The organism is Streptomyces sp. NPDC006283 (assembly GCF_040613325.1).
Lineage (GTDB): Bacteria > Actinomycetota > Actinomycetes > Streptomycetales > Streptomycetaceae > Streptomyces.
In genome coordinates, this window is record NZ_JBEXRZ010000228.1 from 1 (window position 1) to 11,595 (window position 11,595).

General features: G+C 68.8%; 11 protein-coding genes and 5 tRNA genes. 4 read left to right on the plus strand and 12 right to left on the minus strand.

Features of this window, described 5'->3' with window-relative positions:
• Window positions 1-28 precede the first annotated feature (28 nt).
• Together leuD and leuC are read right to left on the minus strand one after the other, a co-directional pair.
• Window positions 29-622, minus strand: a complete 594-nt coding sequence (leuD, locus tag ABZ070_RS30935) for a 3-isopropylmalate dehydratase small subunit (protein ID WP_356638642.1) — start codon at window positions 620-622, stop codon at window positions 29-31.
• 5 nt (window positions 623-627) lie between these two features.
• A complete protein-coding gene (gene leuC, locus ABZ070_RS30940; RefSeq protein ID WP_356638643.1) occupies window positions 628-2,052 on the minus strand; it encodes a 3-isopropylmalate dehydratase large subunit in 1,425 nt (474 codons plus the stop codon).
• A 144-nt stretch (window positions 2,053-2,196) separates the two neighbouring features.
• Between leuC and ndgR the strand changes: the two genes are divergently transcribed.
• On the plus strand, window positions 2,197-2,913 hold the full coding sequence (gene ndgR / locus ABZ070_RS30945) for an IclR family transcriptional regulator NdgR (protein ID WP_058942291.1): 717 nt from the start codon (window positions 2,197-2,199) through the stop codon (window positions 2,911-2,913).
• A 124-nt stretch (window positions 2,914-3,037) separates the two neighbouring features.
• Window positions 3,038-3,286: an SCO4226 family nickel-binding protein gene (locus ABZ070_RS30950; RefSeq protein WP_356638644.1), complete on the plus strand. Its 249-nt coding sequence runs from the start codon at window positions 3,038-3,040 to the stop codon at window positions 3,284-3,286.
• A 56-nt stretch (window positions 3,287-3,342) separates the two neighbouring features.
• Here the strand turns inward: ABZ070_RS30950 and ABZ070_RS30955 are convergent, their stop codons facing one another.
• Window positions 3,343-3,822, minus strand: coding sequence for a DUF4188 domain-containing protein (locus ABZ070_RS30955; protein ID WP_356638645.1), 480 nt, complete (start codon window positions 3,820-3,822; stop codon window positions 3,343-3,345).
• A 77-nt stretch (window positions 3,823-3,899) separates the two neighbouring features.
• Between ABZ070_RS30955 and ABZ070_RS30960 the strand changes: the two genes are divergently transcribed.
• Window positions 3,900-4,544, plus strand: coding sequence for a MerR family transcriptional regulator (locus tag ABZ070_RS30960; protein ID WP_356638651.1), 645 nt, complete (start codon window positions 3,900-3,902; stop codon window positions 4,542-4,544).
• A gap of 59 nt (window positions 4,545-4,603) precedes the next feature.
• Here ABZ070_RS30960 and ABZ070_RS30965 read toward each other — a convergent pair.
• From ABZ070_RS30965 to ABZ070_RS31005, 9 genes are all read right to left on the minus strand, one after another.
• Window positions 4,604-4,676 (minus strand) — tRNA-Glu (locus ABZ070_RS30965).
• Between the two features lie 17 nt (window positions 4,677-4,693).
• Window positions 4,694-4,765, minus strand: a tRNA-Gln gene (locus ABZ070_RS30970).
• Window positions 4,766-4,781: 16 nt separating this feature from the next.
• A tRNA-Glu gene (locus ABZ070_RS30975) sits at window positions 4,782-4,854 on the minus strand.
• 61 nt (window positions 4,855-4,915) lie between these two features.
• Window positions 4,916-4,988: transfer RNA gene (locus tag ABZ070_RS30980), tRNA-Glu, on the minus strand.
• Between the two features lie 21 nt (window positions 4,989-5,009).
• Window positions 5,010-5,081: transfer RNA gene (locus ABZ070_RS30985), tRNA-Gln, on the minus strand.
• A 90-nt stretch (window positions 5,082-5,171) separates the two neighbouring features.
• Window positions 5,172-5,894: an HAD family hydrolase gene (locus ABZ070_RS30990; protein WP_356638646.1), complete on the minus strand. Its 723-nt coding sequence runs from the start codon at window positions 5,892-5,894 to the stop codon at window positions 5,172-5,174.
• A 10-nt stretch (window positions 5,895-5,904) separates the two neighbouring features.
• A complete protein-coding gene (gene gltX / locus ABZ070_RS30995) occupies window positions 5,905-7,380 on the minus strand; it encodes a glutamate--tRNA ligase (RefSeq protein ID WP_356638647.1) in 1,476 nt (491 codons plus the stop codon).
• A complete protein-coding gene (locus ABZ070_RS31000; protein WP_356638648.1) occupies window positions 7,373-8,146 on the minus strand; it encodes a fumarylacetoacetate hydrolase family protein in 774 nt (257 codons plus the stop codon). The genes gltX and ABZ070_RS31000 overlap by 8 nt, the downstream gene beginning before the upstream one ends.
• Window positions 8,147-8,402: 256 nt before the next feature.
• The gene (locus ABZ070_RS31005; protein WP_356638649.1) at window positions 8,403-8,579 is read right to left on the minus strand and encodes a hypothetical protein; all 177 of its coding nucleotides are present in this window, start codon (window positions 8,577-8,579) and stop codon (window positions 8,403-8,405) included.
• Window positions 8,580-9,157: 578 nt separating this feature from the next.
• On the opposite strand from ABZ070_RS31005, the gene ABZ070_RS31010 reads away from it, so the two are divergent.
• The coding region (locus tag ABZ070_RS31010) for a nitrate- and nitrite sensing domain-containing protein (RefSeq protein WP_356638650.1) at window positions 9,158-11,595 on the plus strand (2,438 nt) is incomplete at its 3' end.

Consider the following 11,595-nt stretch of genomic DNA (forward strand, 5'->3'; position numbering starts at 1 on the left):
GGGGGGCGCAGTCGGGGAAAAGCGCTGCTCAGGCCTCAATTGTGCGGGGCTTGAAGGACGGGCGGGCCGCTTCGTAGGCCGCGATGTCCGCTTCGTTCTGAAGGGTGAGGCTGATGTCGTCCAGGCCGTTGAGCAGTCGCCAGCGGGCGTTCTCGTCGAGGTCGAAGTCCGCGGTGATTCCCGGAGCGAGGACCTGTCGCTTCTCGAGGTCGACGGTGACCTCGACCGTCGGGTCGGCCTCGGTCAGCTCCCACAGGGCGTCGACGACGGACTGCTCGAGCACGACCGTCAGCAGGCCGTTCTTGAGGGAGTTGCCGCGGAAGATGTCCGCGAACCGGGAGGAGATGACGGCCTTGAAGCCGTAGTTCTGCAGAGCCCATACGGCGTGCTCGCGCGAGGAGCCGGTACCGAAGTCGGGACCCGCGACGAGCACCGTGGCGCCCTTGCGCTCGGGGCGGTTGAGGACGAACTCGGAGTCCTTGCGCCAGGCCTCGAACAGCCCGTCCTCGAACCCGTCGCGGGTGACCTTCTTCAGCCAGTGCGCCGGGATGATCTGGTCGGTGTCGACGTTGCTGCGGCGCAGCGGAACGGCCCGGCCGGTGTGCGTGGTGAAAGCTTCCATGGTGTTCAGACTCCGGCGGGCGCAGGGGTTTCGGACAGGTCCGCGGGCGAGGCCAGGTGGCCCAGCACCGCGGTGGCGGCGGCGACCTGGGGCGAGACGAGGTGCGTACGGCCGCCCTTGCCCTGCCTGCCCTCGAAGTTGCGGTTCGAGGTGGACGCGGAACGCTCCCCGGGAGCCAGTTGGTCGGGGTTCATGCCGAGACACATCGAGCAGCCCGCGTGCCGCCATTCGGCGCCGGCCTCCTTGAAGACCTTGTCCAGGCCCTCTTCCACGGCCTGCAGCGCGACCCGCACCGAGCCGGGCACGACCAGCATCCTTACGCCGTCGGCGACTTTGCGGCCGTCCAGGATCGAGGCGGCGTTGCGCAGGTCCTCGATGCGACCGTTGGTGCAGGAGCCTACGAAGACGGTGTCGACCTTGATGTCGCGCAGCGGCTGTCCGGCGGTCAACCCCATGTACTTCAGGGCGTTTTCGGCGGCCAGGCGCTCCGAAGCGTCCTCGTACGAAGCCGGGTCGGGGACGTCGGCCGACAGCGGCGCGCCCTGACCGGGGTTGGTGCCCCAGGTGACGAACGGGGCGAGTTCGGCGGCGTCGATGAAGACCTCCGCGTCGAAGACCGCGTCGTCGTCGGTGCGCAGCGTCTGCCAGTACTCGACCGCCGCGTCCCACTCGGCGCCCGTGGGCGCGTGGTCGCGGCCCTGCAGGTAGTCGAAGGTGGTCCGGTCCGGGGCGATCATGCCCGCCCGGGCGCCGGCCTCGATCGACATGTTGCAGATGGTCATCCGGGCTTCCATCGACAGTTTCTCGATGGCGGAGCCGCGGTACTCGAGGACGTAGCCCTGGCCGCCGCCGGTGCCGATCTTCGCGATGATCGCGAGGATCAGGTCCTTGGCGGTGACGTCCTCGGGCAGTTCGCCGTCGACCGTGATGGCCATGGTCTTGGGACGGGCCATGGGCAGCGTCTGGGTGGCCAGCACGTGCTCCACCTGCGAGGTGCCGATGCCGAAGGCCAGCGCGCCGAAGGCGCCGTGGGTGGAGGTGTGCGAGTCGCCGCAGACCACGGTGGTGCCGGGCTGGGTCAGACCCAGCTGGGGACCGACGACGTGGACGACGCCCTGCTCGACGTCGCCCAGCGGGTGCAGCCGTACGCCGAACTCCGCGCAGTTCTTGCGCAGCGTCTCCAGCTGCGCACGGGAGACCGGGTCGGCGATGGGCTTGTCGATGTCGAGGGTCGGGGTGTTGTGGTCCTCGGTCGCGATGGTGAGGTCGAGGCGCCGGACCTGGCGGCCGCTGAGCCGCAGACCGTCGAAGGCCTGGGGGCTGGTCACCTCGTGCAGCAGATGCAGATCGATGAAGAGGAGGTCGGGCTCGCCCTCGGCGCGCCGGACGACATGGTCGTCCCAGACCTTCTCCGCGAGTGTCCTACCCATCGCTTTCCCTCCGGCCGGCTGTGCTGCCGACGCATCTAGAGATCTTGTGCGGTGCCCGTTGGTCCGCGGGCCGCAACTACAGCGTGACAAGTTCCGGAGAAAATTGAACTTGCGTTTCACAGAGTGAGACGCGAGTATCGTTGCATGGACAACTCTAGCGGCGTCGGCGTTCTCGACAAGGCGGCCCTCGTCTTGAGCGCCCTGGAGTCCGGTCCGGCCACCCTCGCGGGGCTGGTCGCGGCCACTGGACTCGCACGACCCACGGCACATCGCCTCGCCGTGGCACTGGAACACCACCGTATGGTGGCGCGGGACATGCAAGGCCGGTTCATCCTCGGCCCGCGGCTGGCGGAGCTCGCCGCCGCGGCGGGCGAGGACCGGCTGCTGGCCACGGCCGGGCCCGTGCTCACACATCTGCGCGACGTGACCGGCGAGAGCGCGCAGCTCTACCGCCGGCAGGGAGACATGCGCATCTGCGTGGCGGCGGCCGAGCGGCTGTCCGGACTTCGGGACACCGTGCCGGTCGGCTCCACCCTCACCATGAAGGCCGGCTCCTCGGCCCAGATCCTGATGGCCTGGGAGGAGCCGGAGCGGCTGCATCGCGGCCTCCAGGGGGCGCGCTTCACGGCGACGGCCCTGTCCGGCGTACGGCGCCGGGGCTGGGCCCAGTCGATCGGTGAGCGCGAGCCGGGCGTGGCCTCGGTCTCGGCCCCCGTACGCGGGCCCTCCAACCGCGTGGTCGCGGCCGTCTCGGTCTCCGGACCGATCGAGCGCCTGACCCGCCACCCGGGCCGTATGCACGCACAGGCGGTCATCGACGCCGCCGGACGCCTCAGCGAGGCCCTGCGCCGCAGCGGCTGATCCGTCGCCCTCCACGTCCACGTCCGGCCGGCCCCTTCAACGCCGCAGGGGCCGGCCGGAGGTGTTCGCGCCCGGCCGCCGGGTGCAGCATGGAAGTACTGCGAGCGACGGAGGTGCAGCAACGATGACCGAGTTCATGGATGTACACCGTGGCATGAAGGGCATCACGAACGAGCAGCTGATGGAGGCGCACCGCGCGGATGCGGCGATCGAGAAAGAGGAAGGCGTGCACTTCAAGCAGGCGTGGGCGGACCCGGACACGGGCACCGTCTACTGCCTCTCCGAAGGACCCTCCGCGGACGCCGTGCAGCGCATCCACGAGCGGTCGGGCCACCCGGCGGACGAGATCCACCCGGTACCGCTGAGCGTCTGAACCTCTCTGCCCCGGCCTCCGCCGCCTCCGGCCGGCGGGGGCCTCGTCGTGTCCGCTCAGACCCGGAGCCGGTCCTGCGCCTGGACGCCGTTGCGCAGCGGGGCCGTGCCGTAGGCCCTGCCGAGACCCACGGGCGGCATGTCACCGTAGATCGCCTCGTACGACCCCTCCGGCACCACGTATGTCTCGTGCCAGATGCCTACGTGCAGCGCGCCCTTGCGGGCCAGCCGGTTGATACGGCCCCACCACGGGCGGTGCCGCCTGTCCGGGGCGGCGGCGTAGGCGAGGAGCCTCTCCTTCGACTCCCAGTACTGGACGACGTAGTACGTGCGCGGCGAGCCGGTCAGCAGGGTGTGGTGCAGGAGCCCGAGCGAGCGGTCCCGACTCAGCTCCCTCAGCATCATCGGCATCGCGCAGAACACTGGCAGCCAACGGTGCACCGCCCAGAAGTGGTTGATCCGCATCCCGATGAGGAAGACGACGACGTCGCCGGATGCCGCGGCCGTGGTGCGGCCGGGTAGCGTCCTGCTGCTCATGATGAACCCCCAGATTGTTGGATAGTGCCACTACCCATGATTGGATAGTGGCACTCTCCAAGGAAGGGTCCAAGGGGATGCGGCTCTCGGAACTGAGCGAACTGAGCGGGGTCTCCACCGCGACGATCAAGTACTACCTGCGCGAGCGGCTGCTGCCGCCGGGACGGCATGTCACCGCCACACAGTCCGAATACAACGAGAACCATCTGCGCCGGCTGCGCCTGGTGCGGGCGATGATCCAGGTCGGCCGGATCCCCGTTTCCACTGCCCGCGAGGTACTCGCCCACGTCGACGACGACTCGCTCGGGCTCACCATGCGACTGGGAGCGGCGACGTGGGCACTGCCACAGCTGCCGGAGACCCCCGCCGACGATCCGGCCGCCGTGGACGCGAAGCGTGAGGTCGAGCGGCTGCTGACGGAGCTGGAGTGGGACAGCGCCCGAGAGATCGGCGACCTCTCCCCCGTCTACCGGTCACTCGTGACGTCGATCGCCACGCTCAACCGGCTCGGCTATTCCGTCCCGACAGCCGAACTCCTGCTGTACGCACGCCAGATGGAGCAGATCGCGGTGTACGAGATGGACCAGCTGGAGGACCTTCCGAAGGGCACCCCACAGGTGGAGATGGCAGTGGCGTCGCAGGTGTTGTGCGACCCTCTTCTGCTCAGCCTGCGGCGCCTCGCCCTGGAGGTGGAGACCGCGCGCCGGTACGGCATCGCGTAGCGGTCCCGACAAACGCCGAAGGGACCTTCCGACTGCTCGGAAGGCCCCTTCGGACTCTGTACCCCCGACCGGATTCGAACCGGCGCTACCGCCTTGAGAGGGCGGCGTGCTAGGCCGCTACACAACGGGGGCGTGCATCCTGCGACGCGCTGGGCTACCAGGACTCGAACCTAGACTAAATGAACCAGAATCACTCGTGCTGCCAATTACACCATAGCCCATGGTGGTTTAGACCAGTACCCCCGACCGGATTCGAACCGGCGCTACCGCCTTGAGAGGGCGGCGTGCTAGGCCGCTACACAACGGGGGCCCTAGCGATCCTGCATCGACATCAGCGGGTGCGACCCTGATGACATCGCGGGAAGGATCTGTACCCCCGACCGGATTCGAACCGGCGCTACTGCCTTGAGAGGGCAGCGTGCTAGGCCGCTACACAACGGGGGCTTTGCAGATAAGCTCTGCGAGCTGGCCTACCAGGACTCGAACCTAGACTAACTGAACCAGAATCAGTCGTGCTGCCAATTACACCATAGGCCACCAAAACTCAACCCCCGAGTGGGGGTCTTGTTCGGTCTGCGCTTCCGGCTCCCGGGCTTTGGGCCCGCTCTCCTTGGCGCAGGAAGAACATTACCCGAAGGTGGACGGCGCTCCAAAACGGGTATCGGAGCGCAGCAGCGCGGGAAGCTCGTCGAGACCGGTGATCCGGATCAGCTCCGGCCGCCCTCCGAGCCCTTGGCGATCGAGCCAGATACCGGCCAGCCCGGCCTCGACGGCGCCGCGGGCGTCGATGTCGGGCTGGTCGCCGACGTACGCGACCTCGGCAGGAGCCAGTTCCAGAGCCTCGCAGGCCGCCAGGAACGCACCGGCCTCGGGCTTCGACATCCCGATCTCGACGGCGCACACCACGGCCTCGAAACGGTCCCGCACACCGAGCGTGCGCAGCTTGCGCTCCTGGTTGATCAGGCTCGAGTTGGACAGGATCCCGTGACGATAGTCATGCGCGAGAAGATCCAGGACGGGCACCGTGTCGGGGAAGAGCGACCACGCCGCCTCGTAGTGCACGACGTGGCGGCCGAACCACTCGTCGGCCTCGGCGTCGCTCATGCCCGGCCTCCCGAGGAACTCCCGGACCCGGTCGCGCCGCTGCCCCTGGAAGTCGGTGAGCCCGTCGGCGAACCGGGCCCAGTGGACGTCGGTGATCGCCCGCCATGCGACGAGGGCCTGCCCGACGGTGTCGTAACCGTCGGGCAGGCCCTCGTTCTCGAGATGCTTGCTCATGCCGATCCGGTCGGCGCTCGCGTAGTCGAAGATCGTGTCGTCGATGTCCCAGAGGACCGCGCGAATCGGCATGCCACCGAGCTTAGGCTCCCAGCTTCACCAGCGCCGCGTCGATGCGGGAAAGCGTCTTCTCCTTGCCCAGGATCTCCAGGGACTCGAAGAGCGGCAGGCCCACCGTGCGGCCCGTCACCGCGACTCGGACCGGGGCCTGGGCCTTGCCCAGCTTGAGGCCGTGCGCCTCGCCGGCGGCGAGGACGGCCTCCTTCAGGGACTCGGGGCTGGTCCAGTCCGCGGCCTCGAGCCCCGCGCGAGCGGTGCTGAGCAGCGCCGCCGGGTCGCCCTTCATCGCCTTGGCCCACGACGCCTCGTCCTCGACGGGCTCGTCCAGGAAGAGGAAGTCGACGTTGGCGGTGATGTCCGAGAGGACCGTCAGCCGGGTCTGGGCGTGCGGGGCGATGGCCTCCCACGCGGCCTGGTCGAACTGCTCCGGCGCCCAGTTGGCGTGCGGGGCCTTCAGCCAGGGCTCGCAGGCAGCCGTGAACGCCTTCACGTCGAGCATGCGGATGTGGTCCGCGTTGATCGACTCCGCCTTCTTCAGGTCGAAGCGGGCGGGGTTGGCGTTGACGTCCGCGAGATCGAACTTCGCCACCATCTCGGGGATGGTGAAGATGTCCTGGTCGGCGGAGAAGGACCAGCCGAGCAGCGAGAGGTAGTTGAGCAGTCCCTCGGGCAGGAAGCCGCGCTCCCTGTAGAGGTTGAGGGAGGCCTGCGGGTCGCGCTTGGAGAGCTTCTTGTTGCCCTCGCCCATGACGTACGGGAGGTGGCCGAAGGAGGGGATCTCCTTGGCGATGCCGAGCTCGATCAGCGCCTTGTAGAGGGCGATCTGGCGTGGGGTGGAGGAGAGCAGGTCCTCGCCGCGCAGGACGTGCGTGATCTCCATCAGCGCGTCGTCGACGGGGTTGACGAGCGTGTAGAGCGGGGCGCCGTTGGCGCGCACGATGCCGTAGTCCGGGACGTTGTCCGGGGTGAAGGTCAGCTCACCGCGCACCAGGTCGGTGAAGGTGATCGGCTCCTCGGGCATCTTGAAGCGGACGATCGACTCGCGGCCCTCCGCGTCGTACGCGGCCTTCTGCTCGGCGGTCAGCGTGCGGCACTTGCCGTCGTAACCGGACGGCTTGCCGGCGGCGCGGGCGGCGTCGCGGCGGGCCTCGAGCTCGAGGGCCGTGCAGTAGCAGCGGTAGGCGTGGCCGGCGGCGAGCAGCTTCTCGGCGACGTCCTTGTAGATGTCCATCCGCTGGGACTGCCGGTAGGGGCCGTGCGGGCCGCCCACTTCCGGGCCCTCGTCCCAGTCGAGGCCGAGCCAGCGCATCGAGTCGAGCAGCTGGTTGTACGACTCCTCGGAGTCGCGTGCCGCGTCGGTGTCCTCGATGCGGAAGACCATGGCGCCGCCGTTGTGCCGGGCGTAGGCCCAGTTGAACAGGGCGGTGCGGACCAGGCCCACGTGGGGGTTGCCGGTCGGGGACGGACAGAAACGTACGCGGACGTTCGCGTTAGCCACGCTTGATCACCTTGTTGGTGAGAGTGCCGATGCCTTCGATGGTGACGGCGACCTCGTCGCCGACGTTGAGCGGGCCGACCCCCGCGGGGGTGCCCGTGAGGACGACGTCGCCCGGGAGCAGCGTCATGGCCTCGGTGATGTGCACGATCAGGTCCTCGACGGAGCGGACCATCTCGCTGGTGCGACCCAGCTGGCGCTGTTCGCCGTTGACCGTGCACTGGATCGTCACGTCGGCCGGGTCGAGGTCGGTCTCCACCCAGGGGCCGAGCGGGCAGGACGTGTCGAAGCCCTTTGCCCGGGCCCACTGCTTCTCACGCTTCTGCACGTCACGTGCCGTGACGTCGTTGGCACAGGTGTAGCCGAAGACGACGTCCTTGACGCGTTCGCGCGGGACCTCGCGGCACATGCGGCCGATGACGACGGCGAGCTCCGCCTCGTGGTGCAGCTCGTTCGAGAACGAGGGGTACTCGATGGCGTCGCCGGAGCCGATCACCGAGGTGGTGGGCTTGAAGAAGGCGACGGGTACGTCGGGGACCTCGTTGCCGAGCTCCGCCGCGTGCTCCGCGTAATTGCGGCCGATGGCCACGACCTTGTTGGGGAGCACGGGCGGCAGCAGACGGACCTTGCTCAGCGGGACCTTGGTGCCGGAGAGCTCGAAGTCGGCGTACGGAATGCCCTTGATGATGTCGAGGAGCAGGCCTTCGGGCCCTTCCTCGATCGCGCCGAAGGCGACATTGCCGTCGATGGAGAACCTGGCGATGCGCACGGGATGCTGTCGCCCCTCACTACTTGATCGCTGGCCGGAGACTGACGCTCCAGGCTAACGCGGGGAGGGCCGCGCCTTCGTCCGCATTACCCCCGGGAGGGTTCGGTGAGTCCGCTTCGGTCGGCAATGCCCCGCGTCTGCTGAGCGGGCCGGCTGCCACCGCGGGACGTCGGTCCCTCACCGGGCCCGTGGACGACCGGGCCGACCCCGTGCCGCCGCGCTCTCGACCGGGCCCGCCCCGACGGCGAGCCGAGCCTCAGGAAGAAAGAGGCGCGTCCATGAGGACCGTGCGACGGGGGTTGGCCGTCTGGGTGGGAAGATCGAGCGAGTGCTCCGGCTGCTCCGGCATCTGCAGTTCGTCCGCGTCCTTGAGGTGGGCGAGGGTGGTGCGCCGGGGGTTGGCTATGTTGCGGAACATCGTCGTCGTCTTCATGTGTGGTGACTGACCTTGTCGGTGTGCGGGCGCTCCGGGGAGCGCGGTTGACGGACTACCCATCTTTGTAAAGCGTCAGGCTAAACATCGAATTCCCACCGGAAGACAGGAAGACTCAACGATCAGCGTGTGAGTTTGCTCACGAGATGAGCGACTATTTGGGCAATTCGGGCTCGGGATCACGGAACCGGAAGCGGACATTAGGCCACGGAAGGCATCATTCCGCTCCTGATCATCGCGACTGGGACACCCCCCACCCCTAAGCGACTCGTGGCGTAACGCCCGATTTGGCCGAGAACTGCTTCTACGACTTGTGACGCAACGCTTACAGCGTGTCATCCAGGTCACAGGCCGGTACGTGGCCCTTGTTGGAGATCCGGCACTGTGCTGGAATTCCACGAACCGCCGCGGGTTTCAGGCCGGCGCGCAAGGGCGCAACGCAGCGCCGAGTTGCGGCGGAGAAGGGGGAGCAGCGCCGGTCACTCACGACCACCATGGGGCGCGATCGATGCCCCACGACGCCGACACCGTCCCGCCGTGCAAGCGGAGGGACGCCTGGTCCAGAGGTTGCGACGCTAGTGCAGGGACGTTTCAAGAGGGATGGCTCGGGTTCTCCCCCGGCCCGCCAGGGCCGCGGGGATGCTGCGGCGGAACAGGAGCCGCGCGGCGGGATCGACCGCGGCTCCTCGACCCAGCACACCCACAACCAGGGACCGGCGACGCCGGGTGACGGCGGCGAGCGCTCGCGTCACGGCGGCAAGGCGTCCGGTGCGAAGACGTCCGGCGCCAAGACCCCTCCGGGCGACGCGGCGAACGTTCCGCCCAAGCCCACGGGCGCCACGGACACCGGTTCGCGAATAGCGCTGCGCAACTGGCGCATCAGCACTCGCCTGGTGTCCCTGCTCACCCTGCCGGTCGTCGCGGCGACCACGCTGGGCGGACTCCGCATCAACGAGTCCATGGACGACATGAAGCAGCTGGACCACATGCAGCTGCTCACCAAGATGACGACGGAAGCGACCGAGCTGGCGCACGCGCTCCAGCAGGAGCGCGACCTGTCCGCCGGCCCGCTGGCCAACGGCGCCGCCGACACCGACTTCAAGGTCTCCGGCCCCCGCACCCAGACCGACCGCGCCAAGAAGGCCTTCCTCGAGGCCACCCGCTCGATCCCCAACAACGACGACGACCGGGCCCTGGAGAGCATCCGGGGCAACGCGAACCAGATCGCCGTCCAGGTCAACAACCTGAGCAACATCCGGGACTCGGCATACGACCAGAAGGTCCCGAACTCTCAGACGGTCGAGAGCTACAGCCGTCTGATCGAGTCGCTGCTGTCCCTCTCGCAGGACATGGCGCAGGCGACCAGCAACCCGGAGATGATCAAGCGGACCCGTGCCCTGGCGGCCTTCTCCTCCGCCAAGGAGTACGCGTCCATCCAGCGCGCCATCATCGCCGCGGCCCTGCCCGGCGGTGCCGACGCCAAGACCCCCGGCCTCACCGAGAACGACCGCCTGTACGGCCAGGCGGCGCTCGAGAACGGCGAGTCCGAGCTCAACAGCTTCCGGTCGATCTACGAGTCCACCGGCGGCGACGCCGAGGAACTGACGGCCACGCTCAACAACGAGAACCCGACGATCACGGCCGCCGAGCAGTACGCGAAGCGTGTGCTGGAGAACAAGGACGGCCTCAAGCAGCTGAAGCCGACGCGGTCCCACCTGGACTGGACCGACGACTACTCGGTCCGCATCAACGCGATGAAGACCATCGAGCAGACGCTGCTCGGCCAGATGGAGGGCGAGGCCCGCGAACTGCGCGAGGCCTCCCAGCGCGACGCGATCATCAACGGTGCCCTGATCCTCATCGTTCTCGGTGTGTCCCTCGTCGGCGCCTTCGTCGTGGCCCGCTCCATGATCCGCTCGCTGCGCCGGCTGCAGGACACCGCGACGAAGGTCGCCCAGGACCGTCTGCCCGAGCTCGTCAAGCAGCTCTCCGAGGCCGACCCGCAGGACGTCGACACCTCCGTCGAGTCCGTCGGTGTCCACTCTCGTGACGAGATCGGCAAGGTGGCCGCGGCCTTCGACGACGTGCACCGCGAGGCCGTCCGCCTCGCCGCCGAGCAGGCCCTGCTGCGGGGCAACGTCAACGCGATGTTCACCAACCTCTCGCGCCGAAGCCAGGGTCTCATCCAGCGCCAGCTCTCGCTCATCTCCGAGCTGGAGTCCCGCGAGGCCGACCCGGACCAGCTGTCCTCGCTTTTCAAGCTCGACCACCTCGCGACCCGTATGCGCCGTAACGGCGAGAACCTCCTGGTCCTCGCGGGCGAGGAGCCCGGCCGCCGCTGGACCCGCCCGGTCCCGCTGGTCGACGTGCTGCGCGCCGCCGCCTCCGAGGTGGAGCAGTACGAGCGCATCGAACTCGCCTCCGTCCCGGCGACCGAGGTCGCGGGCCGCGTCGTCAACGACCTCGTGCACCTGCTCGCAGAGCTGCTGGAGAACGCGACCTCGTTCTCCTCGCCGCAGACCAAGGTCCGCGTCACCGGTCACGCCCTGCCCGACGGGCGGGTCCTGGTCGAGATCCACGACACCGGCATCGGCCTCTCCCCCGAGGACCTCGCCGCGATCAACGAGCGGCTGGCGTCGCCGCCCACCGTGGACGTCTCGGTCTCCCGCCGCATGGGTCTGTTCGTGGTCGGCCGTCTGTCCCTGCGACACGGCATCCGTATCCAGCTGCGTCCCTCCGACTCCGGTGGTACGACGGCGCTCGTCATGCTGCCCGTCGACGTCGCCCACGGCGGCAAGAAGGCTCCCGCCAAGCCCGGTGCGAGCGGCCAGGGTGCCGTTCCCGCGGGCCCCGGCGGTGCTCCGGCCGGTCTCGCCGGACGTCCCGGCGGCCGTCCGGGCCTGAGCGGCGGAAAGGGCGGCCCGCTCGGTGGCGCCCCCTCCCCCACGGCCTCTCACTTCACCAGCCGGGCGGCCACGGACTGTGCCATGTCCAGCGCACTGTCGCGGTCCGCGCC

What these genes read in the sequence shown, in the direction of transcription:
- leuD (WP_356638642.1), bottom strand. Translation starts at nt 622, where the DNA reads ATGGAAGCTTTCACCACGCACACCGGCCGGGCCGTTCCGCTGCGCCGC.
- leuC (WP_356638643.1), bottom strand. Translation starts at nt 2,052, where the DNA reads ATGGGTAGGACACTCGCGGAGAAGGTCTGGGACGACCATGTCGTCCGG.
- ndgR (WP_058942291.1), top strand. Translation starts at nt 2,197, where the DNA reads ATGGACAACTCTAGCGGCGTCGGCGTTCTCGACAAGGCGGCCCTCGTC.
- ABZ070_RS30950 (WP_356638644.1), top strand. Translation starts at nt 3,038, where the DNA reads ATGACCGAGTTCATGGATGTACACCGTGGCATGAAGGGCATCACGAAC.
- ABZ070_RS30955 (WP_356638645.1), bottom strand. Translation starts at nt 3,822, where the DNA reads ATGAGCAGCAGGACGCTACCCGGCCGCACCACGGCCGCGGCATCCGGC.
- ABZ070_RS30960 (WP_356638651.1), top strand. Translation starts at nt 3,900, where the DNA reads ATGCGGCTCTCGGAACTGAGCGAACTGAGCGGGGTCTCCACCGCGACG.
- ABZ070_RS30990 (WP_356638646.1), bottom strand. Translation starts at nt 5,894, where the DNA reads ATGCCGATTCGCGCGGTCCTCTGGGACATCGACGACACGATCTTCGAC.
- ABZ070_RS31005 (WP_356638649.1), bottom strand. Translation starts at nt 8,579, where the DNA reads ATGAAGACGACGACGATGTTCCGCAACATAGCCAACCCCCGGCGCACC.